Here is a 22,907-nt window from a genome sequence, read left to right on the forward strand (position 1 = left end):
GGCAGCACCGCATGAGCGACACCGTCACGGGCGACACCGCCACGACCGACGCGGCCGCGAGCGACAAGGCCGGCAGCGTCCCCCGCTCCCCCGACCCGCACTACCCGTTCACCGCGATCGTCGGCATGGACGATCTGCGGCTGGGCCTGCTGCTGAACGCGGTCTCCCCCGCCGTGGGCGGGGTGCTGGTGCGCGGTGAGAAGGGCACGGCCAAGTCGACCGCCGTGCGCGCCCTGTCGGCGCTGCTGCCGCCGGTCGCCGTGGTGCCGGGCTGCCGCTTCTCCTGCGATCCGCAGGCACCGGACGGCGCCTGCCCCGACGGCCCGCACGCCGCGGGGCCGGGGACGGAGCGGCCGGCCCGGATGGTCGAACTGCCGGTCGGCGCCTCGGAGGACCGTCTCGCCGGCGCGCTCGACATCGAACGCGCCCTGTCGGAGGGGAAGAAGGCGTTCGAGCCGGGGCTGCTCGCGGAGGCCCACCGCGGCGTGCTCTACGTCGACGAGGTCAATCTCCTCCACGACCACCTGGTGGACCTGCTGCTGGACGCCGCCGCCATGGGCGCCTCCTACGTGGAGCGCGAAGGGGTCTCCGTACGGCACGCCTCGCGCTTCCTGCTGGTCGGCACGATGAACCCGGAAGAGGGCGAGCTGCGGCCGCAGCTGCTCGACCGGTTCGGTCTGACGGTGGAGGTGTCCGCCTCGCGCGAGCCGGATCTGCGGGTGGAGGTCGTCCGGCGGCGGCTCGCCCACGACGACGACCCGGCCGGTTTCGCGGCCCGCTGGGCGGCCGAGGAGTCCGCGCTGCGGGAGCGGATCGCGGCGGCGCGCGCCCTGCTGCCGTCGGTGGTGCTGGACGACCGCTCGCTGCGCCGGATCGCGGCCGTCTGCGCCGCGTTCGAGGTGGACGGGATGCGCGCCGACATCGTCATGGCGCGTACGGCGACGGCGCTGGCGGCCTGGGCGGGCCGCACGGAGGTGCGCGAGGAGGACGTACGGCGGGCGGCGCTGCTGGCTCTTCCGCACCGCCGGCGGCGCAATCCGTTCGACGCGCCGGGGCTGGACGAGGAGTTGCTGGACCGGACGCTGGAGGAGTTCGGCGGCGACGACGATCCGACGGACCCGGGCCCCGGCGGGCCGGACGGCCCGGAAGGCGGCCCGGACGGTTCCGGGGGCGGCGATGGCGGAGACACCGGGAACGGCGGCGGCACGGACGACGGGCGTGCGGACGACGGGAACGCGCCGGGACGGGACGCCGCACCGGAGCAGTGCCCCGGCGGCCCGGAGGACGGGGGTGCCGGGGAGAGCCCGGGCAGCCGCCCGGACGGCGCCGGTGAGCCGGCGGGCGAGCCGTCCGCGACCGCCGGGGAGGAACCCGCCGGGGAGCCCCGGCCGGCGGTCGCCGGGGACGGCGGCCCGGAGCAGCGCGCGGTGGGGGCCGCCGAGCCGTTCCGCACCCGGGTCCTGAGCGTGCCGGGCCTCGGCGAGGGGGCGGCCGGGCGCCGGTCGCGCGCCCGCACCCGGCACGGGCGCACCACCGGTGCCCGGCTGCCGCGGGGCGCTCTGACGAAGCTCCACCTGGCGGCCACCGTGCGGGCCGCCGCTCCGTACCAGCGCGCCCGGGGCCGGGCCGGCAGCGGGCTCCTCGTGCGCCGCGACGATCTGCGGGAGGCGGTGCGCGAGGGGCGCGAGGGCAACCTCGTGCTGTTCCTCGTGGACGCCTCCGGGTCGATGGCGGCGCGGCGGCGGATGAGCGCCGTCAAGGGCGCCGTGCTGTCGCTGCTGCTGGACGCGTACCAGCGGCGCGACAAGGTCGGGCTGGTCACGTTCCGGGGCTCCGGCGCGGAGCTGGTGCTGCCGCCGACGTCCTCCGTGGACGCGGCCGCGGCGCGGCTGGAGTCGCTGCCGACGGGCGGCCGCACGCCGCTGGCCGCCGGGCTGCTGCGGGCCCGGGAGGTGCTGCGGGTGGAGCGGCTGCGGGACGCGTCCCGGCGGCCGCTGCTGGTGGTCGTCACGGACGGCCGGGCGACCGCCGCGCGGAGTGCCGGGGCCGGCTGGCGCGGCGGTACGGGCGACGGAGCGCGCGCGGGGCGCGCGGCCGATCCGCTCACGCCGGTGGCCCGGGCCGCGCGCCTGCTGGCCGCCGAGGGGACGGCGTCGGTGGTCGTGGACTGCGAGTCGGGACCGGTGCGGCTGGGGCTGGCCGGGGTGCTGGCCCGTCAACTGTGCGGCGAGGCCGTGACGTTGGAGGAGCTGCGCGCGGACAGCGTGGCCGGGCTCGTCCGCGGCGTCCGGGGCACGCGGCACGCACCGTATGCCCAGGGGGCGCCGGGCGCGCCGGGCGCGGGAGCGGGAGCCGGACAAGGGACCGGACAGAGGACGACGAAGACCACCGGGAGGGCCGCGTAATGCCGCAGGGACAGCCGAGCACGGTGCCGGACGATGGACTGACGACCCGTCAGCGTCGCAACCGCCCGCTGCTGATGGTGCACACGGGCCCCGGCAAGGGGAAGTCCACGGCCGCCTTCGGGATGGCGCTGCGGGCGTGGAACCAGGGCTGGCCCGTGGGGGTGTTCCAGTTCGTGAAGTCCGCGAAGTGGCGGGTCGGCGAGGAGCGCGCGCTGCGCGTCCTGGGCGCCTCGGGCGAGGGCGGCCCCGTCGTCTGGCACAAGATGGGCGAGGGCTGGTCCTGGACACAGCGGGACATGAGTTCGAGCGAGGAGGCGGCCCGGGAGGGCTGGGAGCAGGTCAAGCGGGACCTCGCGGCCGAGACCCACCGCCTGTACGTCCTGGACGAGTTCGCCTATCCGCTGCACTGGGGCTGGATCGACACCGCCGAGGTCGTCTCGGTGCTGCGCGGCCGGCCGGGCACCCAGCACGTCGTGATCACCGGCCGCAACGCGCCGCCGGAGGTGCTGGAAGCGGCCGACCTGGTCACCGAGATGACGAAGGTGAAGCACCCGATGGACGCGGGCCAGAAGGGCCAGCGGGGCATCGAGTGGTGAGCACCGCCGCCCCGCACCGGGTGCCGCGCCTGGTGATCGCCGCGCCCGCCTCGGGCAGCGGCAAGACGACCGTGGCCACCGGCCTGATGGCCGCCTACGCCGGCCGCGGACTCGCCGTCTCCCCGCACAAGGTCGGCCCCGACTACATCGACCCCGGCTACCACGCGCTCGCCGCCGGCCACCCCGGACGCAACCTGGACGCCTATCTGTGCGGCCCCGAGCGGATCGCCCCGCTCTTCCTGCACGGGGCGGCCGGCGCCGACCTGGCCGTCGTCGAGGGCGTGATGGGCCTCTACGACGGTGCCGCCGGGCAGGGCGAGCTGGCTTCGACGGCGCAGGTGGCCAAGGTGCTCCGGGCCCCCGTGGTGCTGGTCGTGGACGCGTCCTCGCAGTCGCGTTCGGTGGCGGCGCTGGTGCACGGCTTCGCCTCCTGGGACCCGGAGGTGCGGCTCGCCGGGGTGATCCTCAACAAGCTCGGCTCCGAGCGGCACGAGGAGCTGCTGCGGGAGGCCCTGGACGAGTCCGGGGTGCCGGTCCTGGGCGCGCTGCGCCGCTCCCCGGACGCCCGTACGCCCTCGCGCCATCTGGGGCTGGTGCCGGCCGCCGAGCGGCGGGCGGAGGCGGTCGCGTCCGTCGCGGCCCTGGCCGAGCGGGTGCGGGCAGGCTGCGATCTGGACGCGCTGTACGCCCTGGCGCGCAGCGCTCCGCCCCTGCCGGGACCCGCGTGGGACCCGGCGGCGGAAGCGGCGGCGGGGGCACCGTCGGCGGGGCGGGCCCCGGTGACGGGGGGCGCGGCCGGCGGGACTCCCCCGGCCCGCCCGGTGGTCGCCGTGGCGGGCGGTCCGGCCTTCACCTTCTCGTACACCGAGCACGCCGAACTGCTCACGGCGGCCGGCGCCGAGGTCGTCACCTTCGACCCTCTGCGCGACGAGAAGCTGCCGCCGGGCACCGCCGGGCTGGTCGTCGGCGGCGGCTTCCCCGAGATGTACGCGCCCGAGCTGTCGGCGAACGAGCCGCTGCGCGAGGCCGTCGCGGCGCTCGCCGCCCGGGGCGCCCCGGTGGCGGCGGAGTGCGCGGGCCTGCTGTATCTGGCCCGGTCGCTGGACGGCAGGCCGATGTGCGGGGTCCTGGACGCGGAGGCGCGGATGACGGAGCGGCTGACGCTCGGCTACCGCGAGGCCGTGGCACTCTCGGACAGCGCGCTGGCGCCGGTGGGCGCGAGGCTGCGGGGCCACGAGTTCCACCGCACGGTGATCGAGCCGGGCGCCGGCGCCGAACCGGCCTGGGGGCTGCACCGGCCGTCGCGCCGCGTCGAGGGCTTCGTCCGGCGCGGTGTGCACGCCTCCTACGTCCATCTGCACTGGGCGGGCGCCCCGGGCACCGCCCGCAGATTCGTCACACGGTGCGCGGGATGACCGGGCCCGCCGCCGGCCGCCCCGGCCGGGCCCTGGCGGTGGCTGAGCCGTTGCTCACGGCCGGGGTCGGTGCGCGGGCCGGAGTCACGGCGGACGAGGTGCTCGCGCTGCTGCGGGAGGCGCTGGAGGCGGCCGGAGCAGTCGACACGGCCGAGGAAGGCATGGCCGGAGCGACCGACGCGGCGGGGGCCGCCGGGCGGCCGGGCCCGGCGGTCGACGGGCCCGGCCCGGCGGTCCACGTACTGGCGACCGCCGAGGCCAAGGCCGGTGAGGCGGGCATCGCCGGGGCGGCGGCCCGGCTCGGCGTACCGCTGGTGACGTACCCGGCGGCGGAGCTGGCCGCCGTGGCCGTGCCGCACCCGTCCCGTACCGTGCTCGGCGCGACGGGCACGCCCAGTGTGGCCGAGGCGGCCGCCCTGCTCGCCGCGGGGCCCGGGGCCGAACTCCTCGTGCCCAAGTCCGCCTCACCCCGGGCGACGGTGGCCGTGGCCCACCGCCCGGCCGCCCCGGGGCCGCGCGCCACCGCCTCGTGGACTGCGGCCGCACGCGTCCGCCCGGCAGCCCCACATGCCGGAGATGTCCAACCAGCAGCAGACTTTCACGCCACAGCGCCACATCCCGCGGGCTCCCGCGCCACAGACCCTCACGCCACACCCCCACACCCCGTAGACCCCGGCCTCCGCCCGGCCACACCCCACGCCGAACCGCACCCCTCACCCGCCGACCCCCGCGCGGCCGGAACCGAAGCCGGCCCGCACTCGAAAGGCAGGACCCCGTGACCGCGCCGCCCGGACCCGATCTGGCCCACCACGGCGACGCCGAGGTGCGCGGCACCGATCTGACCGACCTGGCCGTCAACGTCCGCGCGGGTACGCCCCCGGACTGGCTCAGGGCCCGGATCGCCGCCTCCCTCGGCACGCTCGCCGCCTATCCCGACGGCGCCCCGGCCCGCGAGGCCGTCGCGCGCCGGCACGGGCTGCCCGCTTCCCGGGTGCTGCTGACGGCCGGGGCGGCGGAGGCGTTCGTCCTGGTCGCCCGGGCCTTCGCGGCCCGCCGCCCGGTGGTCGTGCACCCGCAGTTCACCGAGCCGGAGGCGGCCCTGCGGAACGCCGGCCACCCGGTGGAACGGGTGCTGCTGCGGCGCGAGGACGGCTTCCGGCTCCGCCCGGACTCCGTACCGGAGGACGCGGACCTGGTCGTGATCGGCAACCCCACCAACCCGACCTCCGTACTCCATCCCGCGGACGGCCCGGCCGGTCTGGCCGCACTGGCCCGGCCCGGACGGCTGCTGGTCGTCGACGAGGCCTTCATGGACGCGGTGCCGGGCGAGCACGCCTCACTGGCGTCGCGGACGGATCTGCCGGGCCTGGTCGTGCTGCGCAGCCTCACCAAGACCTGGGGACTGGCCGGGCTGCGCATCGGCTACGTCCTCGCGGAACCGGAGCGGATCGCGGCGCTGGAGCGCGCCCAGCCGCTGTGGCCGGTGTCCGCCCCGGCCCTCGCGGCGGCGGAGGCCTGCTGCGAGCCGGCGGCGCTCGCGGAGGCGGCGCGGGCCGCGGAGCGTGTGGCGGCGGACCGGGAGCATCTGCTGGCGCGGCTGGCGGAGTTCGGCGAGGTCGCGGTGTGCGGCCCGGCGGCCGGGCCGTTCGTGCTGCTCCGGCTGCCGGACGGCGCCGCCGTACGGGAACGGCTGCGCGAGCACGGCTTCGCGGTCCGCCGGGGCGACACCTTCCCCGGGCTCGGACCGGAGTGGCTGCGGCTGGCGGTGCGCGATCCCCGGACGACGGACCTGTTCGCCGACGCCCTGGCCAAGGCCCTCACCGACCGCTGACCGCTGACCGCTGACCTCCGGGATCGTCGTGCGGCGGCGGGTGCGGCCGGAAGGCCGACGGCGCGGCACCGCCCCACCCCCGGGGCGGGGCCGCGCCGTGTCCTTCCGTGACGCGTCCGGGACCGGCGGTCCCGGACGCGTCACGTCAGCCGGAGTCAGCCGCGGCGTGCGGCCGCCCGGCGCCGGGCGACGAAGACCGAGACCCCGCCGGCGGCGAGCAGGGCGCCGGCACCGGCCGCCAGGTACGGCGTGGTGGAGTTGCCGCCGGTCGCGGCGAGGTTGCCGTCACCGCTCTCGGCTCCGGTCTGGGTGCTGACGCCGTCGCCGCTCTCGTCACCCGAGCCGGAGCTGTCGTCCGAGCCGTCACCCGGGCCGCCCGTGGCGCCCTCGGTCGCTCCGCCGTCGCCGGATCCCGGCTTGTCGCCGCCCGGCGCCGGCTCGCCGTCACCGGACCCCCCGGCGGGGCTCTCGCAGGTGGCCTCGACCAAGGTGATCGTGCCGTCCACCGCCGCGACGTTGAGCTTCTCCGGGGTGACGTTCAGCCGGAGCTCCAGCGCCGTGGCCGCGGCGGTCGTCGCCGTGGTGTTGGTCTTGGCCAGGTCGAGCTCGACCGAGCCGACTCCCTCGATGTCCGCCTGCGCGGTACCGCTCGCGCTCAGCTCGATCCGCTTGCCGAGGACCGTCACGTGTCCCGGGATCTTCGAGTCGGCCGCCGGCTGCTGCCCGGCCGCGCACACGGCGGTGGACGTGATCTGCTCGAGCTCGATCAGCGGCTTGTTCTTCAGACCGGGCACGAAGACCTCGGCCTTGGCGAGGTTGGCCCGCCCTTCCGCCCTGCCGTCCCCGGTCTTCGCCTCCGCGGTGGCGATGTCGGCCTTCAGCATCGTGAAGGGACGGCCCTGGTGGACTCCGTCCACCCGCGCGGTGAGCAGGGTCTCACTGGCCGACTCCGGGGCCTGGACCTCGTTGAGCGTGACGTTCAGCGGCACCCGCGCCTGGTCGAGCAGGGAGACCCCGAGGTCGGCGCGGAGCACGACCGCTCCGGCCTTGCCGTCACCGCCGGACGCGTACGCGGGCGCGGCACCGGCGAGGAGCACCGGGGCGGCGGCCAGGGCGGCGGCCGTCAGCGCCGCGGCGGTACGGCGTGCGGGCGGGACGAAGGCGTTGCTGTTCAAGGTGTGGAACCCCCACAAGAGAAATGGAGTCGCCGACGCGGTCCGGCGGACTCGGCGCGGCGACCTCGACGCAACGCATACTTACGTACTGTCGGTGAACGGGCAGCAACATGGCGTGAGTTCACACCATCGGGTGGTTTCTGAAGTCGCGTTCGATCACAGGTCCGGACGATCAGAGGTCCAGGCCCGCAAACCGCCGGCCCCGGAGCGCGAGCGCTCCGGGGCCGGGGTGGGGCAGGACGGCGGGAAGGTCCGCCGGCCGGCGGCTCAGCCGATCACGCGGCCGCGCAGCACCACATGCCGGGGCGCCGCCAGCACGCGGATGTCCTCGCGCGGGTCGGCTTCGTAGACCACCAGGTCCGCCGGGGCGCCCTCGGTCAGGCCGGGGCGGCCGAGCCATTCCCGCGCGCCCCAGGCGGTGGCCGACAGCGCGGCCGCGGCCGGCAGACCGGCCTTCACCAGTTCGGCGACCTCCTGGGCGACCAGCCCGTGCGGGAGGGAGCCGCCGGCGTCGGTGCCGACGAAGACGGGGATGCCGGCCTCGTAGGCGGCGGCCACGGTCGCGTAGCGCCGCTCGTGGAGCCGCCGCATATGGTCCGACCAGCGGGGGAACTTCTCCTGGCCGCCGTCGGCGAGCCGGGGGAAGGTGGCGATGTTGACGAGGGTCGGGACGATGGCCACCCCACGCTCGGCGAAGAGCGGGATGGTCTCCTCGGTCAGCCCGGTGGCGTGCTCGACGCAGTCGATGCCCGCCTCCACCAGGTCGCGCAGGGAGTCCTCGGCGAAACAGTGGGCGGTGACGCGGGCGCCGAGCCGGTGGGCCTCGGCGATGGCCGCCTCCACCTCGCCCCGCGGCCAGCAGGGGGCGAGGTCGCCGACGGCGCGGTCTATCCAGTCGCCGACCAGCTTGACCCAGCCGTCGCCCCGGCGCGCCTCGCGCGCGACGTACGCGACGAGATCGCCCGGCTCGATCTCATGGGCGTAGTTGCGGATGTAGCGGCGGGTGCGGGCGATGTGCCGGCCGGCGCGGATGATCCGGGGCAGGTCCTCGCGGTCGTCGATCCACCGGGTGTCGGAGGGCGAGCCGGCGTCCCGGATCAGCAGGGTGCCGGCGTCGCGGTCGGTCACGGCCTGCTTCTCGCTGGTCGCGTCGTCGACCGGGCCGTGGGCGTCCAGGCCGACGTGGCAGTGGGCGTCCACGAGTCCGGGGAGGACCCAGCCGGTGAGGGTGGTCACCTCCCGCGCGGCGGCGGGCGCCTCGTAGGTGATGCGGCCGTCCCGCACCCACAGCTCGTCCCGGACGTCCTCCGGGCCGCGGAGCACCCGACCCTTGATGTGCAGCACCGTGCCTTCGCTCATGGCAGGCACTTTACGAGCGGCGCGGTGCGCCGCGGCGGCCCGCCCCCTCTCCGCGCGAGGCGCCGCGCGAGGGGCGGACGGGATCCGGGGCGGGAAGGTTCCGTGATTCCGGTGACAGTTCCGCGCATCCGCGCTATGTTCTCCTCAACGGAATTCCCTATTCTCCAATTGCGTAGGGTCCGGAACTCTTCTTCCCGGTTTCCCGCGACTCAAACACACGGATTCATCACAGCCCTCAGAGGCCTCTCCCGCGTCGGCGACCCGGGTTGTTATGGATATGTGACGCGATCCACAAGCTGCCCGGTTCACCCGGAAATGCCCCCATATATACGGGCAATCCGGCGGGGTTTCGCGCGCCCGTACGGCCGCGCCCGAATAACACACGCACCCCCCTCCGCGTAACCCCCTGCCCCGATGCATTTTCAGTTTTTGCTCGGTAAATTGAATACGCATGACCGCCGCGCAAGCAGACCCCGCAGGTCCCCGTACGGAATTCTTGGAAATGCCGGAAGGACTCAAGCTCGACACGCCCCGCGTCGACGACGGAGCCGCGATCTGGCGCATCGCCCGCGACTCCCAGGTGCTCGACCTCAACTCGTCGTACAGCTACCTCCTGTGGTGCCGCGACTTCGCCGCCACCTCCGTGGTGGCCCGCGGCGCCGAGGGCGAGCCGGTCGGCTTCGTCACCGGATACCTCCGTCCCGAGGCCCCGGACACGCTCGTCGTGTGGCAGGTGGCCGTCGACGCGAGCCAGCGCGGGCGCGGTCTCGCCGGCGCGCTGCTCGACGGGCTGACCGAGCGGGTCGCCCGCGAGAAGGGCATCCGCCGGATGGAGACCACGATCACCCCGGACAACGCGGCCTCGAACCGCCTGTTCACCTCGTTCGCCGAGCGGCACGGCGCGGACGTACGGCGCGAGGTCCTGTTCGACGCCGGGCTGTTCCCCGAGGAGGGGCACCTGCCCGAGGTGCTGTACCGGATAGGACCTCTGCCGTGGACGGCGCCCCCGCGCTGACCCGGGCCCCCTCACCCCCCGGGCCCCCGGACCCCTGACCGACGAGCCCTGCCCGCCCCCACCGACTTCCTTCACTCCCCAGACCACTCCCTGGAGTTCGCCGTGACCATCACCCCGCCCGCCCTGAGCGTCTTCGAGAGCCTGGAATCCGAGGTTCGCAGCTACTGCCGCGGCTGGCCGGCCGTGTTCGACCGGGCCAAGGGCAGCTACATGTACGACGAGGACGGCCACACCTACCTGGACTTCTTCTCCGGCGCCGGAGCCCTCAACTACGGCCACAACAATGAGGTGCTGAAACGCGCGCTGCTGGACTACCTGGAGCGTGACGGCGTCACGCACGGCCTGGACATGGGCACCACCGCCAAACGGGCCTTCCTGGAGTCCTTCCAGAACACGATCCTGCGGCCGCGCGACCTGCCGTACAAGGTCATGTTCCCCGGCCCGACGGGCACCAACGCCGTCGAGGCCGCGCTCAAGCTGGCCCGGAAGGTGAAGGGCCGCGAGGCGATCGTCTCCTTCACCAACGCCTTCCACGGCATGTCCCTCGGCTCGCTCGCCGTCACCGGCAACTCCATGAAGCGCGCCGGCGCCGGCATCCCGCTGGTGCACGGCACCCCGATGCCGTTCGACAACTACTTCGACGGCAAGGTCCCGGACTTCCTGTGGTTCGAGCGGCTGCTGGAGGACCAGGGCTCCGGGCTCAACCAGCCCGCCGCCGTGATCGTCGAGACGGTCCAGGGCGAGGGCGGCATCAACGTCGCCCGCGCCGACTGGCTGCGCGCGCTCGCCGACCTGTGCCGGCGCCGCGACATGCTGCTGATCGTCGACGACATCCAGATGGGCTGCGGCCGCACCGGTGCCTTCTTCTCCTTCGAGGAGGCGGGCATCACGCCGGACATCGTGACGCTGTCGAAGTCCATCAGCGGCTACGGGCTGCCGATGTCGCTGACGCTGTTCAAGCCGGAGCTGGACGTGTGGGAGCCGGGCGAGCACAACGGCACCTTCCGCGGCAACAACCCGGCCTTCGTGACGGCCGCGGCGGCCCTCGACACCTACTGGGCCGACGGCCAGATGGAGAAGCAGACCATCAGCCGCGGTGAGCAGGTGGAGCAGGCGCTCACGGCCATCACCGAGGAGCACCCGCGGCTCGGTGGCGTGGTGCGCGGCCGCGGCCTCGTCTGGGGCATGGAGTTCACCGACAAGTCCCGCGCGAACGCCGTCTGCAAGCGCGCCTTCGAGCTGGGGCTGCTGGTCGAGACGTCCGGGCCGCAGAGCGAGGTCGTCAAGCTGCTGCCCGCGCTGACCACCACCCCCGAAGAGCTGGACGAGGGTCTGCGGATCCTCGCCCGGGCGGTACGCGAGACGGTCTGAGCCGTCTCCCGGGGCAATCCGGCTGGTTCGCCGGGTTGCCCCGGGCCCGCGTATCGCCGACCGTAGAAACGAAAGGCAGAAGCACTGTGATCGTCCGATCCCTCAAGGACATCGAGGGCACCGACCGGCATGTCAAGTCGAAGTCGGGCACCTGGGAGAGCAAGCGCATCATCCTCGCCAAGGAGCGCGTGGGCTTCTCCCTCCACGAGACCACGCTCTACGCGGGGACCGAGACCAAGATGTGGTACGCCAACCACGTCGAGGCCGTGCTGTGCGTGGAGGGTGAGGCCGAGCTCACCGACGAGGAAACGGGCGAGAAGCACTGGATCGAGCCCGGCACGATGTATCTGCTGGACGGGCACGAGCGCCACACGATGCGGCCCAAGACGGACTTCCGTTGCGTCTGCGTCTTCAACCCGCCGGTCACCGGCCGTGAGGACCACGACGAGAACGGTGTCTACCCGCTGCTCACCGAGCCCGAAGAGGGCTGATCCACCCCAACGAGGGAAACGGATAGAAGCAGGGACGTAACCGAGAGGAGTAGGTGCAGCACCATGACCATCGCACCCGAGCGGACGACGACCGATCTCTACCCGACCCGCGGCGCCACGGAGGTGGCCACCCCGCGCGTTGACCCGGTCGTGTGGTCGGCTCCCGGGACCCCCGGCCCGATCTCCGAGAACGAACTCAGCTCCTTCGACCGCGACGGCTTCATGGCGATCGACCAGCTGATCACCCCCGACGAGGTCGCGGTCTACCGCGACGAGCTGAACCGTCTGGTCACCGACCCGAGGATGAAGGACGACGAGCGGTCGATCGTCGAGCCCAAGTCGCAGAAGGTCCGGTCGGTCTTCGAGGTGCACAAGATCAGCGAGGTCTTCGCCGGGCTGGTGCGCGACCCGCGCGTGCTGGACCGCGCCCGGCAGATCCTCGGCTCGGACGTCTACGTCCACCAGAGCCGGATCAACGTCAAGCCGGGGTTCGGTGCCTCCGGGTTCTACTGGCACTCCGACTTCGAGACCTGGCACGCCGAGGACGGCCTGCCCAACATGCGCACGGTGTCCGTCTCGATCGCGCTGACCGAGAACTACGACACCAACGGCGGTCTCATGATCATGCCGGGTTCGCACAAGACGTTCCTGGGCTGCGCCGGTGAGACCCCGAAGGACAACTACAAGCGGTCGCTGCAGATGCAGGACGCGGGCATCCCGTCCGACGAGGCGCTGTCCGGCTTCGCCGAGAAGCACGGCATCAAGCTGTTCACCGGCAAGGCCGGGTCGGCGACCTGGTTCGACTGCAACTGCATGCACGGCTCCGGGGACAACATCACCCCGTTCCCCCGCAGCAACGTCTTCATCGTCTTCAACAGCGTGGAGAACAAGGCGGTGGAGCCGTTCGCGGCCCCCATCCGCCGGCCCGAGTTCCTCGGTGCCCGCGACTTCACGCCGGTGAAGTGACGAGAGACGGAACGAGACGACCCAAGGCTCGCAGGGTGTGACCTGGGTCCGGGCCGTGGCCTCCTCGTGAGAGGGGGAGGGGCGCGTCCGGATCGGGCTCCCACTGGGTGAGTGACGGCGGCCGCCGCCGGGAGGTGTTCCCGGTGGTGGCCGCCGTCGCGCTGTCAGGTGCGGGCGGGCACGCGGGAGAGCACGTCGAGCAGCCGGTCCACGTCCGCGGCGGTGTTGTAGAGGTGGAAGGCCGCCCGCAGATTGCCGGCCCGGATCGCCACATGGACGTCCGCCGCCGTCAGCACCTCCTCGGCATGGCCGAGCCCGGGGACGGCGACGATCGCGGAGTCCGGCTCGGGCACCGGTTCGTACCCCAGCTCCGCCAGTCCGGCGCGGCAGCGCGCGGCGAGCGCGAGGTTGTGCGCGCGGATGGCCTCGGTGCCGGTCTCCTCGATGACCGCGAGCGCGTGCGGGGCCGCGAGATACGCCAGCAGCGCGTGGCTCTCGTCGAACCGGCGTGCGGAGCGGGCGAGACGGCGCACCGGTCCGTACGTGCTCTCCCAGGGGTCCTCCCCCGCGGTCCAGCCGGAGAAGACCGGGCGCAGGCCCCCGCCGTCCTCCGGGACGGTGAGGAAGGAGACACCGCGCGGGCAGAGCAGCCACTTGTAGGAGCCGGTGACGGTGTAGTCGAAGTCGCCGGCGTTCACCGGGAACCAGCCGGCGGCCTGGGTGGTGTCGACGAGCGTCCGGGCGCCGTGGGCGCGGGCGGCCTCCCGGATCGCGGCCAGGTCGGCGACGCGGCCGTCGGCCGACTGGACGGCGCTGACGGCGACGAGCGCCGTACCGGGCCGGACCGCGTCCGCCAGCGCGTCCAGCGGCACACTGCGCAGTTCGATGCCGGGACGGACGGCGAAGGGGTTGACCAGCGAGCTGAAGTCCCCGTCGGCGACGAGGACTTCGGCCCCCTCCGGCAGGGAGGTGGCGATCAGCCCGGTGTGCACGGCGACGGCGCCCGAGGTGGCCACCCGGCCGGGGTCCACCCCGACCAGCCGGGCGAAGGCCGCGCGGGCCCCGTCCACGGAGGGGAAGCCGAGGTCGGGTGTGGTGCGTCCGGTGACGGCGTTCTCGACTCCCTCCCGGAGGACGGCCGCGGCCTTCCGGGGCAGCAGCCCCATCGAGGCGGTGTTGAGATAGGTCGGTTCCGGTGCGAAGTGTGCTGCTCCCAGACTGGTCTCCATAGCGAGCCACTATGCGGGGGAGGCCGCCCGCCCGTCCACGGGAATCACGGCGGGGGCGGGCGCGGGGGCGGAGTTCCTCAGGCGTCCGCCGGGCGCGGCAGGGCCAGCTCGTCACCGACGCCGACGCGGCGCAGGATGGCGGAGACGTGCTCGTACACCAGCCGGCGGGCCCGGGCGCCCTCTCCGCGGGACAGGGCCTCGGCGATGGCCCGGTGCTCGACGGTGTTGCCGTGCCGGTTGTCCGCCCCGGCGGTGGAGGCGGCGGCCACGTGCAGGCTGCGGTCCCACAGCGTCTCGTGCATCCGGACGACCATGGCGTTGCCCGCCGCCGCGACCAGCTCGCAGTGGAACCGCCTGGCCTGGAGCAGGGTCGCCTCGGCCGTGTCCAGCTCCCGCAGCATGGGGGCGAGGTCCCGGCCCAGCCGGCGCGCGTGCTCCCGGCCGCGGGCGACCACGGAGTCGATCGCGAAGACCTCCAGGAGCAGCCGGGCCTCCATGATGTCGCGCGCTTCCTCCAGGTCCAGCGGGAGGATCAGCGCGCCCTGCGCCGGATAGAGGCGCAGGGCGTTCTCCTCGGCCAGGCGTCCGAAGGCGGCCTCGATGGCGGGGAGCGGCAGGCTCGTCTCCGTGGCGACCGCTTCCGGGGTGAGGATCTGCCCCTGGGCGTAGCGGCCGTCGGTCATGCGGGTCCGGACGGCGTCGTACGCCTCGTGCACCGCGGCATTCCCTTCCGGCATGCCCCCCATTGTCCCGGTTCCGCGGCGGGCGGCACCCCGCTCCCCGCGGGGAGCCGGCGTCCGGCGCGGCCGTGTCCTGCTCCCCCGCACCGCATGCGCGCCGTCCCTCCCGGGCCCGCTCGTTACGCCGAACAGGTTCCCCGGGCCGCCGGCCGGGGCCGCCGGCGGCCGGACGGTACGGCTCCGGTCAGTGCTCCGGACGGCCGTCGACGCGGCGCGGGAGGCCCAGCGGGTTGCCGTCCCGGAGTTCGGGGGGCAGCAGGGCCTGCGGTGTGTTCTGGTACGCCACCGGGCGGAGCCAGCGCTCGATCGCGGTGGAGCCGACCGAGGTGGAGGTGGAGGTCGTGGCCGGGTAGGGGCCGCCGTGGTGCTGCGCGGGTGCCACGGCGACGCCCGTGGGCCAGCCGTTCACCAGCAGCCGGCCGGCCAGCGGGGTCAGCTCGGCGAGCAGCCGCGCCGCGGCGCCGTCCTCCTCCGCCGCCTCCGCCTCGCCGAGGTGGACGGTGGCGGTGAGGTTGCCGGGCAGCCGCTCCAGGACCGCGGAGACCTCGGCGGCGTTCTCGTAGCGGACGACGACGGTGACCGGGCCGAAGCACTCCTCCAGCAGCAGTTCATGGGCGTCGCCCTCGGCGAGCCGGGCGGCCGGGACGGTGAGGTAGCCCGCGCCGACGGCCAGCTCGCCGCTCCCGCCCGGGGTCACCGGGCTGTCCACCCCGGGGAGCTCCAGCCGTTCGCGCACCCCGCGGACGAAGTTGTCGCGCATCCGGGAGTCGAGCAGCACCCCCGCCTCCGTCTTGCCGACGGCGTCGGTGAGGGCGGCCAGCAGCCGGTCGCCGGCGGTGCCGGAGGGAGCCAGCACCAGGCCGGGCTTGACGCAGAACTGCCCGGTGCCGAGGGTCATGGACCCGGCGAGGCCGGTGCCGATCTCCTCGGCGCGCTCGGCGGCCGCGGCCTCCGTGACGACGACCGGGTTGAGGCTGCCCAGCTCGCCGTGGAACGGGATGGGCACGGGGCGGGCGGCGGCCGCGTCGAAGAGCGCCCGGCCGCCGCGGACCGAGCCGGTGAACCCGGCGGCCGAGACCAGCGGGTGCTTGATCAGTTCGACGCCCGCCTCGAAGCCGTGCACCAGGCGGACGACATCGGCCGGCAGCCCGGCCCGCACGGCGGCGCGGCGCAGCACGGAGGCGCAGAGCTCGGAGGTCGCCGGGTGGTCGGGGTGCGCCTTGACGACGACGGGGCAGCCGGCGGCGAGCGCGCTGGCCGTGTCCCCGCCGGGGACGGAGAAGGCGAGCGGGAAGTTGCTCGCGGAGTAGACGGCGACGACGCCCAGCGGGACCTTGTAGCGGCGCAGGTCGGGGCGCGGCACGGGCTTGAGATCCGGGTCGGCGTGGTCGATCATCACGCCGAGGAAGGAGCCCTCGTCGACGAGGCCGGCGAACGCCCTGAGCTGGTACGTCGTCCGGGCCAGCTCGCCGGTGAGCCGGCCGGGGCCGAGCGCGGTCTCCGCGTCGGCGGCCTCGACGACATGACCGGCCGACTCGTCCAGGAGGTCGGCGGCCGTGCGCAGGAAGGCGGCGCGCACGGCGCGGTCGGCGAGGCTTCGGCGGACCGCGTGCGCGGCGCGCACGGCCTCGTCGACCTCCGCGGGCGTGGCCTCGACGGCCACTTCCTCCCGCCGCTTCCCGGTCCGGGGGTCGACGCTCCACACTGCTGCGGCCACTGCGGTTCCTCCAGCTCGTACCACGTCGGGCGGCGTTCGGGATACTGAACACCGTTCCTGATGCTGAATGCTCTTGGAGCCTATTTCCGCGGCGCGGAGAGGGTCAAGGCTCCCCGGGGCTCCGCCGGACCGGCCGTTTCCCGCGGGAGGGCCGGCCGGCCCGGACGGTCCCGGACCCCCGCCCGGGGCCGGGACCGTGCCCCGGTCAGCGCCGTCCGGCGCCGGCGTGCCGGGCCACCAGGTGCGGGACGGCGCGCGGGTGGTCGACGCGGGGCCGGAGCTCGGGGGTCCAGCCCGCGTCGTCGCCGAGGCGTTCCTCCGGGGCGTCGGCGTTGTGGGCGGCGAGCAGGTCCACGGCCTCCCCGTTCACCAGGTTGTTCCGCTCGGTGAGGGCCGTGCCCTTCCAGCTCTTGATCACCTTCGCGGGGTCCACCGCGTCCGGCAGGGTAAAGGCGTTGGCCTCGGCGACGAGCCGGGACTCGAAGCCGACCCCCCAGCTGTAGCCGTAGCGGTCGCCGGCCGTCAGATAGTGGTTGTTGTAGACGTCGACCTGCCCGAAGCGCACCCGGGGCGCCCGTTCGACCACATCGCGGAAGAGGTTGTGGTGGAGGGTCACCCGCAGCCGGCCCCGGTCGGTGTCGCCCGCGCTGTCGCTGTTGCCGATCATCAGGGTCTTGTCGTGGTCGGCGAAGACGTTCCAGGAGGCGGTGACCAGGTCGGCTCCGCGCACGATGTCCAGCTCGCCGTCGTGCTGCTGGAACAGCACGCCGAAATGGCGCGGCTGTTCGCTGTCGGGGCGGCGGCCGTCGGTGAAGGTGTTGTGGTCGATCCACACGTGGCGGGAGCCGTACACGACGAGGTTGTCGTACTCGGAGTTCCAGTTGCCGTCGGCGCCGTCGGTGGGGTCCCACTGCGGGAAGCAGTCGTACGCGTCCTCGAAGGTGACGCCGCGGATGACGACGTTCTCGGCGGCCTTCACCTGCAGACTGGCCCCGAGCAGGCGGGCGCCGGGGCCCGCTCCGACGATGGTGGTGTTTGAGCCGACGGCCAGCCGCACCCGCTCCGCCTGCCGGGCGGCGGAGGCGGCGCGGGCGTCCTCCATCGGCCCGGAGGGGTCGGCCTCGCCCCAGGTGTCCGGGTCGTAGGCGGCGAGATAGCCGTCGAGGGTGTAGCCGTCGGTGGCGTAGTCGGCGCAGGAGAGCGGGCGGCCGGTGTCGTCGGTGTTGGCGTCGATCGTGCCGGCGATCCGGATGACCTTGGGGGTGGGGTCACCGCCGTTCAGCGCCGCGGCGAGTTCGGCGCGGGTGCGGACGGTGAAGACGTGGTCCGCGTCGGCGGCCGCGCCGCCGGTCGTGCCGCCCTCCGCCGAGGCCCAGCCGTCACCGGCGGGCAGCACCGGACGGTCGCCGGGACGGGCGGGGACGGGAGCGGACGGTGCCGCCGCCCCGGCGGGGGCGGGGGCCAGGGCGAGCGCGGCGCCGCAGAGCAGGACCGCGATGGCACGTGCGTGACACGACTCTCTCGGCATGTCGGACTCCTGGGGGTGAGGGGGAAAGGTGCGGACGGGACGGGAGTTCGGGCGGGAGCGGGAGCCCGGGCGCCGGGCCGGGACGACCCCGCGCCGGGGCCCCGGACGTCGGCCGTCCCGCCGCCGCGGCCGTGGCGGCGGCGGTCACGGCGGCGAGAGCCGGTCGCCGGCCGGCGGCAGGGCGGCGGGAGCGGCCGCCGGGCGCCTGGGGAGGGCTCACTTCTCCCGCTGTTCGTTCCACTCGGCCCGGGCCTCGTTGAGGAGCCCCGCGAGCTTGTCGGCGAACTCCTGGGCGGTCATCTCGCCCAGCAGCAGCTTCTGGAAGTCCGGCTCGGTGCCGGCCTTGCTGATGTGGTTCCAGTCCGGCAGCTCGTACGGCAGCTGGACGATCTTCGTCTCGGGGTCGTTGAGGGACTCCATGGCGGCCTTCACCGGCGCCGCGTCCTCGACCCAGGCGTCCCCGGCGGCGTCCGTGCGGGCCGGGATGGCGCCCGCCTCCTCGTTCCAGAGGCTGTTCATCTCGTGGGAGGCGGCGAACGCGATGAACTTCCAGGCCGCGGCCTTGTTGTCGCTGCTCCGGAACAGCCCCAGCCCGTCGACCGGGTTGGACGGGATGGTGCGCGGCGCGCCGTCCGCCGAGGGCGGCAGCGGGATGCCGGCGATCCGGTCCTTCCCGAACGCCTTCACATGGTCCGGGTACGAACCGAGGTTGTGCAGCAGCATCCCGATGTCGCCGCTGCCGAACTGGGCCACCATCTTGGTGAAGTCGTTGTTGAGGTCGGCGGCGGGCGTGGCCTTCTTGTACAGGCCCGCGTACTTCTCCAGCGCCTCGACGTTCTCCGGGGCGTTGACCGTGGTCTTCCCGCCCTTCCAGAAGGTCCCGACCCCCGACTGGGCGTACATCATGTCGAGCGCCTGGGCGACGGATCCGGCGCCGCCGCGGAGGGTGAAGCCGAACTTGTTGTCCCCCGCGTCGGTCAGCTTCTCCGCCGCCTCGTAGAACGTCTCCCAGTCGTCGGGCGCGTCCAGCCCCGCCTTCTCGAAGAGATCCGTGCGGTACCACAGGACGCTCTGGTTGGCCGAGGTCGGGACGGAGAACATCTCGTCGCCCTCGCCGCCCGCGGCGCGGACGCTCGCCACCATGCCGGGCGACAGCCTGCCCTTCAGCGGGCCGTCCTCGATGCGGTCGCCGACCGGTTCCAGGGCGCCCTGCGCCACCATGTTCGCCAGATCCGCGGTCTTGACGCCGCCGACGTCCGGCAGCCCGCCGCCGGCGATCGCCGTGTCGTACTTCGACTGGACCTCGGTGATCGGCACCGGCACGTACTTCACGTCGATGTCCGGGTGCTTCTTCTCGAAGGCCGCGATGATCTTCTTCCAGACGGGGGTGCGGACCCCGCCGTTGTTGTCCCAGAACTCGACCGTGCCCTTGCCGTCGCCCTCTCCCCCGGCCGCGTCGCCGGAGTTGCCGCAGGCGCTCGCGGTCAGGGCGAGGACGGCGGTGAGGGCCACGGCCGCCGCGGGCCGTATCGCTCTCCGGGGGCGCGGTTCCGGGCGCCGGGATCGGTGTGCTGTCGTCATGTCGGTTCTCCTCGGTTCTCGGTTCGGTGAACGCGGGGGTCCCGGTCCCGCGCCGTGCTGCCGTGCTGGTGTGCCGCTGTGCTGACGTACCGCCGTGCTGCCGTACTGCCGTGTGCCGCCGGACCCGTGGCCGGTGTGCCGTGCCGCGCCGGCCGTCCCGTGGTGCCGTGGCCGTCCCCGGCGGTCCGGGGCTACGGCCGCCGCTCCTCCCCTCCTCCGCGCTCCCCCGCCGCCCGGCCCGGCCGCGCCCCGGCCGGTACGGCCCAGTCCGCGCCGAGTTCGGAGAAGAGGGAGAGGGTCTCGGCGCTCGCCGCGACCAGCGCGTCGACGCCGGTGATCACCCGCCGCGGCGCCGTGCCGTCACGGCGCCAGGCCGGGCCGTCGGCGCGGTGCCAGACCGGCTCCGCCAGCCGCACCGGCGGCGGCGCGGTCCGGACCGCCTCGACGACGCGGGTGAACGCGCCCGTGCGGTCCGCGGGGACGAGCAGGGGCGAGCCGGTGCCCAGATGCGCGAGCAGGTCCTCCAGCAGATCCGTCCGCCCGTACAGGCGTTCCTCCGGCGGGTGCCCGGCGCGCCGCAGCAGCACCCGGTCCCGCGTGTACCAGAAGGTGATCCGGCCCCGGTCGCCGTGGACGAGCAGATAGGGATCGGCCGTGCGTTCGGCGCAGAGGGTGACGGCCACGGTGACCGGGGTGCCGCGCGCCGTGGTCAGCCGCAGGCAGGAGGTGTCGTCCGCCTCGATGTCGTGGGCCCGGTACTGCTCCAGTTCGATCCCGGCCAGGTCCCCGGCCCGGTCACTGCCGTCGATACGCAGCGCGGTGGCGACGGCGTGCGCCAGGGGATTGGTCAGGACTCCGTCGACGACGTCCCGGCCGCCGAGGGTCCGCCGCCCGGCCCAGGGGGCGCGGGTGTAGTAGTCCTCGCCGCGCACCCAGGCCCCCGCGCCGCCGATGCCGCGCACCCGGCCGACGGCCCCGCCGTCGATCAGTTCCGCGATGGCGTCCAGGGCGTGCGAGCCCAGCGACTGGAAGCCGATCTGGCAGGCGGCGCCGGCGGCCGCCAAGCCCTCGGTGAGCCGCAGGAACTCCTCGTACGAGGGCGTCGGCGGCTTCTCCAGCAGCAGGTGCGAGCCCGCGCGGGCGGCCGTGAGCGCCAGCTCGGTGTGGGTGTGGATCGGCGTGCAGACGACGGTGATCCGCGCGCCGGTGCGCTCCAGCAGCCCGGCGAGGTCCGGCGACTGCTCGACCCCGTCGAAGCCGGCCAGTTCCTCCGCGGCGAGGGGCTGGAGTTCGCACACCCCGGCGAGCCGGACCCGGCCGGCCACCGCGAGCCGCCGCAGGTTCTCCAGGTGCCAGGAGCCGTGGCCGCGCCCGCCGGCGAGCACCACGGGCACCGGCCCGTCGGGGCCGCCCCCGGCGCCGGGCCCGGTGTCCGGCCCGGCGCGGCGCGCCGCGTCCGGTACGGTGCCCGGTCCGGCGGGCCCGGCTTCCCTTCCGTCAACTGCCGTCATGTCACTCCCCGATGTGCTGTTCCTGGCCGCCCCCGGGGGCGGCTCAGCCCTTGACCGCCCCGGCGCTGAAACCGGCGATGAGCCACTTCTGGATGAAGGCGAAGACGATCACCACGGGCACGGCGGCCACGACGCCGCCCGCGGCCAGCGCGCCCAGGTCGACGCTCTCCGCGCCGATCGTGTAGTTGAGTCCGACGGGGATCGTGTACTTCTCCTGCGAGCTGAGGAACATCAGCGCGAAGAGGAAGTGGTTCCAGCTGTGCACGAAGGCGAAGGAACCGACCGCGATCAGCCCCGGCCGCAGCAGCGGCAGCACCACCGCGCAGAAGGCGCGGAAGCGCCCGCAGCCGTCGACCCAGGCGGCCTCCTCCAGCTCGGCCGGCACATTGCGGATGAAGCCGCTGATGAGGATGAGCGAGAGCGGCAGCTGGAAGACCGTCTCGGCGATGACCACGCTCCACAGCGAGTTGACGAGGGCCAGCTCGCGGAAGATCTCGAAGAGCGGTACGAGCATCAGCGCGCCCGGGATGAACTGCGAGCACAGCAGCGCCAGCATGAAGCCGTTCCGCCCCCGGAACCGGAAGCGGGCCAGGGCGTAGCCGCCGGCCAGCGCGACGGCCGTCGTCATCAGCAGGGACGCGACGCCGACGAGCAGGCTGTTGCGGAAGAAGACCGCGAAGCCCAGGTCGTTCCACACCTTGTCGAAGTGCGCGGCCGTGGCCGGCCAGGGCACCAGCGAGGTGGAGCCCGCCGGGCGCACGGCGAACAGCAGCATCCAGTAGAACGGCACCAGGGTGAACAGGAGATACAGCCCGAGCGGCAGATAGATCTGCCAGCGCGGCGTGCGGTCCCCCGCCGGCCCGCCGCCGGTGCCGGGGCCGCGCCGGAAGCGGCGCGCGGGCGGCGCGCTCCCGGTGTGCGCTCCGGCGCGCGTCCCGGCGGCCGCGCCCTGGTCGGTGATGGCGGTGGTGGTCATGAGCGGTCGCCCCCGAACTTGCTGAGCCGCAAATAGAGGATCGAGCAGAAGAGGAGGATCACGAACGCGACGGTGGTGAGCGCGGAGGCGTAGCCGAAGTCGTGGCCGTGGATACCGGTGTTGGCGACGTAGAGCGGCAGCGTGGTGGTCGCGCCGGCCGGGCCGCCGCCGGTGAGGGTGTAGAGCAGGTCGACGTTGTTGAACTCCCACACCGCCCGCAGCAGCGTGGAGAGGACGATCGCGTCCTTGAGGTGCGGCAGGGTGATGTGCAGGAACTGCCGCAGCCGCCCGGCGCCGTCGACGGAGGCCGCCTCGTAGAGATCGCGGGGGATGGACTGGAGGTCGGCCAGGATGAGGATGGCGAAGAAGGGGACGCCGCGCCAGAGTTCGGCGAGCACGGCGGCCCAGAAGACCGTCCCGGGGTCGGAGAGCACCGAGGTGCCGTACGAGCCGATGCCGGCGTCCGCCAGATAGCGGCTGACGCCGGTGGACGGGTTGTAGAGCAGCATCCAGATCGTGGTGGTCAGCACCCCGGAGACGGCCCAGGGCGAGAAGACCAGGGCGCGGGAGATGCCGCGGCCCACGAACGTCTGGTTGACGATGAGCGCCAGCGCCAGGCCCAGGGCGAGCTGGAGCGCGACCTCGGTACCGACCCACTGGGCGCTGAAGACCAGGCTCTGCCAGAACAGGTCGTCCGCGAGGAGGGCGGAGAAGTTGTCGAGGCCGGCGAAGCCGTTCCGCCAGGGCTTGGTGACGTTGTAGTGCCGGAGGCTGTAGTAGAGGACGCTGATCATGGGATAGGCCAGGAAGCCCAGCATGAGCAGCACGGCCGGTGAGATCAGCAGATACGGGAGACGGGCCGGGCCGCCCGCCCGGCGGCGGCCGGTCCCGCGGGGTTCCTTCGCCACGGCGAGGGCCATGACTGCTCCTTCACGTCGAGCGGGGCGAGCGGTGCGGGTGTCGGATGGTGGTACGGGGGTGGGTGGTTAAGCGCTTACTAC

At 74.2% G+C, this 22,907-nt stretch carries 19 protein-coding genes; 9 read left to right on the top strand and 10 right to left on the bottom strand.

Going from position 1 to position 22,907, the window contains the following annotated elements; all coding sequences use genetic code 11:
• Window positions 1-125: 125 nt before the first annotated feature.
• The 5 genes from IF83_RS0114545 to cobC are packed head-to-tail and all read left to right on the top strand — an operon-like array spanning window position 126 to window position 6,247.
• Entirely contained in the window at window positions 126-2,405 is a 2,280-nt protein-coding gene (locus IF83_RS0114545; protein WP_244177082.1) for a putative cobaltochelatase, read from the top strand.
• On the top strand, window positions 2,405-3,001 hold the full coding sequence (cobO, locus tag IF83_RS0114550) for a cob(I)yrinic acid a,c-diamide adenosyltransferase (RefSeq protein WP_030544585.1): 597 nt from the start codon (window positions 2,405-2,407) through the stop codon (window positions 2,999-3,001). The genes IF83_RS0114545 and cobO overlap by 1 nt, the downstream gene beginning before the upstream one ends.
• Window positions 2,998-4,416 (top strand): cobyrinate a,c-diamide synthase, encoded by a 1,419-nt coding sequence (locus tag IF83_RS0114555; RefSeq protein ID WP_244177074.1) that lies wholly within the window; start codon window positions 2,998-3,000, stop codon window positions 4,414-4,416. Before cobO ends, IF83_RS0114555 begins: the two co-directional genes overlap by 4 nt.
• Window positions 4,413-5,195, top strand: coding sequence for a cobalamin biosynthesis protein (locus IF83_RS35645; protein WP_078843483.1), 783 nt, complete (start codon window positions 4,413-4,415; stop codon window positions 5,193-5,195). Before IF83_RS0114555 ends, IF83_RS35645 begins: the two co-directional genes overlap by 4 nt.
• Window positions 5,192-6,247 carry an Rv2231c family pyridoxal phosphate-dependent protein CobC gene (gene cobC, locus IF83_RS0114565; RefSeq protein WP_030544588.1) on the top strand — a complete coding sequence of 352 codons (1,056 nt, stop codon included), beginning with the start codon at window positions 5,192-5,194 and terminating at the stop codon, window positions 6,245-6,247. Before IF83_RS35645 ends, cobC begins: the two co-directional genes overlap by 4 nt.
• A gap of 155 nt (window positions 6,248-6,402) precedes the next feature.
• Here cobC and IF83_RS0114570 read toward each other — a convergent pair whose 3' ends face one another.
• Together IF83_RS0114570 and IF83_RS0114575 are read right to left on the bottom strand one after the other, a co-directional pair.
• Entirely contained in the window at window positions 6,403-7,422 is a 1,020-nt protein-coding gene (locus IF83_RS0114570) for an SCO1860 family LAETG-anchored protein (protein WP_030544589.1), read from the bottom strand.
• A gap of 267 nt (window positions 7,423-7,689) precedes the next feature.
• Window positions 7,690-8,781, bottom strand: a complete 1,092-nt coding sequence (locus tag IF83_RS0114575; protein WP_030544590.1) for an amidohydrolase family protein — start codon at window positions 8,779-8,781, stop codon at window positions 7,690-7,692.
• A 451-nt stretch (window positions 8,782-9,232) separates the two neighbouring features.
• Here IF83_RS0114575 and ectA point away from each other — a divergent pair, with 451 nt between their 5' ends.
• The 4 genes from ectA to thpD all read left to right on the top strand — a co-directional run bounded on the left by ectA (window position 9,233) and on the right by thpD (window position 12,624).
• Entirely contained in the window at window positions 9,233-9,796 is a 564-nt protein-coding gene (gene ectA / locus IF83_RS0114580) for a diaminobutyrate acetyltransferase (protein WP_030544591.1), read from the top strand.
• A 102-nt stretch (window positions 9,797-9,898) separates the two neighbouring features.
• Window positions 9,899-11,167 carry a diaminobutyrate--2-oxoglutarate transaminase gene (ectB, locus tag IF83_RS0114585; protein ID WP_030544592.1) on the top strand — a complete coding sequence of 423 codons (1,269 nt, stop codon included), beginning with the start codon at window positions 9,899-9,901 and terminating at the stop codon, window positions 11,165-11,167.
• An 86-nt stretch (window positions 11,168-11,253) separates the two neighbouring features.
• Window positions 11,254-11,658 carry an ectoine synthase gene (locus IF83_RS0114590; RefSeq protein WP_030544593.1) on the top strand — a complete coding sequence of 135 codons (405 nt, stop codon included), beginning with the start codon at window positions 11,254-11,256 and terminating at the stop codon, window positions 11,656-11,658.
• Between the two features lie 63 nt (window positions 11,659-11,721).
• Complete coding sequence (gene thpD / locus IF83_RS0114595; RefSeq protein WP_030544594.1) at window positions 11,722-12,624, top strand: ectoine hydroxylase; 903 nt, start codon at window positions 11,722-11,724, stop codon at window positions 12,622-12,624.
• A gap of 164 nt (window positions 12,625-12,788) precedes the next feature.
• Here the strand turns inward: thpD and IF83_RS0114600 are convergent, their stop codons facing one another.
• The 8 genes from IF83_RS0114600 to IF83_RS0114635 form a co-directional block, all read right to left on the bottom strand.
• Window positions 12,789-13,853 (bottom strand): aminotransferase class V-fold PLP-dependent enzyme, encoded by a 1,065-nt coding sequence (locus tag IF83_RS0114600; protein WP_030544595.1) that lies wholly within the window; start codon window positions 13,851-13,853, stop codon window positions 12,789-12,791.
• Between the two features lie 77 nt (window positions 13,854-13,930).
• Complete coding sequence (locus IF83_RS0114605) at window positions 13,931-14,590, bottom strand: GntR family transcriptional regulator (RefSeq protein WP_030544596.1); 660 nt, start codon at window positions 14,588-14,590, stop codon at window positions 13,931-13,933.
• Window positions 14,591-14,777: 187 nt separating this feature from the next.
• Entirely contained in the window at window positions 14,778-16,310 is a 1,533-nt protein-coding gene (locus IF83_RS0114610) for an aldehyde dehydrogenase (NADP(+)) (protein WP_030544597.1), read from the bottom strand.
• A gap of 205 nt (window positions 16,311-16,515) precedes the next feature.
• Entirely contained in the window at window positions 16,516-17,838 is a 1,323-nt protein-coding gene (locus tag IF83_RS0114615; protein WP_030544598.1) for a pectate lyase family protein, read from the bottom strand.
• Window positions 17,839-18,054: 216 nt separating this feature from the next.
• Entirely contained in the window at window positions 18,055-19,419 is a 1,365-nt protein-coding gene (locus IF83_RS0114620; RefSeq protein ID WP_051722775.1) for an ABC transporter substrate-binding protein, read from the bottom strand.
• A gap of 191 nt (window positions 19,420-19,610) precedes the next feature.
• Window positions 19,611-20,930 carry a Gfo/Idh/MocA family protein gene (locus IF83_RS0114625; RefSeq protein WP_078843484.1) on the bottom strand — a complete coding sequence of 440 codons (1,320 nt, stop codon included), beginning with the start codon at window positions 20,928-20,930 and terminating at the stop codon, window positions 19,611-19,613.
• 43 nt (window positions 20,931-20,973) lie between these two features.
• A complete protein-coding gene (locus IF83_RS0114630) occupies window positions 20,974-21,906 on the bottom strand; it encodes a carbohydrate ABC transporter permease (RefSeq protein ID WP_030544601.1) in 933 nt (310 codons plus the stop codon).
• Entirely contained in the window at window positions 21,903-22,826 is a 924-nt protein-coding gene (locus tag IF83_RS0114635) for a carbohydrate ABC transporter permease (protein ID WP_030544602.1), read from the bottom strand. The genes IF83_RS0114630 and IF83_RS0114635 overlap by 4 nt, the downstream gene beginning before the upstream one ends.
• Window positions 22,827-22,907 lie beyond the last annotated feature (81 nt).

Origin of the sequence: Streptomyces albus subsp. albus (assembly GCF_000719865.1) — a bacterium.
GTDB lineage: Bacteria > Actinomycetota > Actinomycetes > Streptomycetales > Streptomycetaceae > Streptomyces > Streptomyces albus_E.

What these genes read in the sequence shown, in the direction of transcription:
- IF83_RS0114545 (WP_244177082.1), top strand. Translation starts at nt 126, where the DNA reads ATGGACGATCTGCGGCTGGGCCTGCTGCTGAACGCGGTCTCCCCCGCC.
- IF83_RS0114575 (WP_030544590.1), bottom strand. Translation starts at nt 8,781, where the DNA reads ATGAGCGAAGGCACGGTGCTGCACATCAAGGGTCGGGTGCTCCGCGGC.
- IF83_RS0114630 (WP_030544601.1), bottom strand. Translation starts at nt 21,906, where the DNA reads ATGACCACCACCGCCATCACCGACCAGGGCGCGGCCGCCGGGACGCGC.
- IF83_RS0114605 (WP_030544596.1), bottom strand. Translation starts at nt 14,590, where the DNA reads ATGCCGGAAGGGAATGCCGCGGTGCACGAGGCGTACGACGCCGTCCGG.
- IF83_RS0114635 (WP_030544602.1), bottom strand. Translation starts at nt 22,826, where the DNA reads ATGGCCCTCGCCGTGGCGAAGGAACCCCGCGGGACCGGCCGCCGCCGG.
- IF83_RS0114615 (WP_030544598.1), bottom strand. Translation starts at nt 17,838, where the DNA reads ATGCCGAGAGAGTCGTGTCACGCACGTGCCATCGCGGTCCTGCTCTGC.
- IF83_RS0114625 (WP_078843484.1), bottom strand. Translation starts at nt 20,930, where the DNA reads ATGACGGCAGTTGACGGAAGGGAAGCCGGGCCCGCCGGACCGGGCACC.
- IF83_RS35645 (WP_078843483.1), top strand. Translation starts at nt 4,413, where the DNA reads ATGACCGGGCCCGCCGCCGGCCGCCCCGGCCGGGCCCTGGCGGTGGCT.
- thpD (WP_030544594.1), top strand. Translation starts at nt 11,722, where the DNA reads ATGACCATCGCACCCGAGCGGACGACGACCGATCTCTACCCGACCCGC.
- IF83_RS0114600 (WP_030544595.1), bottom strand. Translation starts at nt 13,853, where the DNA reads ATGGAGACCAGTCTGGGAGCAGCACACTTCGCACCGGAACCGACCTAT.
- cobO (WP_030544585.1), top strand. Translation starts at nt 2,405, where the DNA reads ATGCCGCAGGGACAGCCGAGCACGGTGCCGGACGATGGACTGACGACC.
- ectA (WP_030544591.1), top strand. Translation starts at nt 9,233, where the DNA reads ATGACCGCCGCGCAAGCAGACCCCGCAGGTCCCCGTACGGAATTCTTG.
- IF83_RS0114620 (WP_051722775.1), bottom strand. Translation starts at nt 19,419, where the DNA reads ATGACGACAGCACACCGATCCCGGCGCCCGGAACCGCGCCCCCGGAGA.